This window comes from Pseudomonas cichorii (assembly GCF_003700275.1).
Classification (GTDB): domain Bacteria; phylum Pseudomonadota; class Gammaproteobacteria; order Pseudomonadales; family Pseudomonadaceae; genus Aquipseudomonas; species Aquipseudomonas cichorii_B.
Genome location: NZ_RBRE01000062.1, coordinates 18,809 through 19,624 on the forward strand (window position 1 = coordinate 18,809; position 816 = coordinate 19,624).

1 protein-coding gene is annotated in these 816 nt (G+C 35.7%); it reads right to left on the reverse strand.

The features are described 5' to 3' along the window. Positions 1-292: 292 nt before the first annotated feature. A complete protein-coding gene (locus ALQ04_RS27305) occupies positions 293-763 on the reverse strand; it encodes a hypothetical protein (protein WP_259645041.1) in 471 nt (156 codons plus the stop codon). Positions 764-816: the final 53 nt, after the last annotated feature.

Here is an 816-nt window from a genome sequence, read left to right on the forward strand (position 1 = left end):
TTTTGTGAACGCCCTGTAAATCTGTTCATTTTGGTGTGTTTTTTTCGTATATGATTCTAAGCCTAGGCGCTCAACCATGGCATTGAAATACATGCGTGTGTAGCCGCTGTTTGCAAGCATTTGTATGTAAGCATTTGCTGCTACTGGGCCAAGTAGATTGAGCTTGGCCATAGCAACCATACCGACAAAGTTAAGCTCCTTACTTTCCTTTCTGACCGAGTACACGAATTCAAAGCTTATATTGAAATTGAAGGTTTTGAATTCAAAATCAAAGTTTTCTTCTTCTTGCTGGTTATGTATGGTCAATTCGTAAAATGGCTTCGTTCTCGTTATTGAGCCATTTTTCGTTTTCACGAACGTCATTTCTTATATTGTCTTGAGCGTGGATATTATTTCTTTTCTCTGATTTTCTACAAAGGCCGGGTTTTAGTCCTATCAATTTATAAATTTCATCTACAGAAAACGTCTGTATATAATCGCCAAAGCTATCTATATTCACTTCTTCGTTGTTATCTATTAGCTTTAGTATTGCCAGAAAAATCTTGTAGTCGAAATACGAGAATCTGAGCATTTCTATGTGAAAATCTTTTAAATCACCGAGGTGGATTTTCCTAGTTTTAGTTTTTTCTTCACCTCTTTTCTTCGAAAACAATGCAAGATTCATGAAGGTTTTGACGATAGGTATTACGTTGGTGGCGGTATAAATATGCGTTAGACCGTATTCTTTATCTTTTGAGAATTCGTATCTTTCTATTGTATCCATGGCCGACCTTTTAATTGTTCATGCAAAAATTCTCTCATGAATTTAGAAGTTGT

What these genes read in the sequence shown, in the direction of transcription:
- ALQ04_RS27305 (WP_259645041.1), bottom strand. Translation starts at nt 763, where the DNA reads ATGGATACAATAGAAAGATACGAATTCTCAAAAGATAAAGAATACGGT.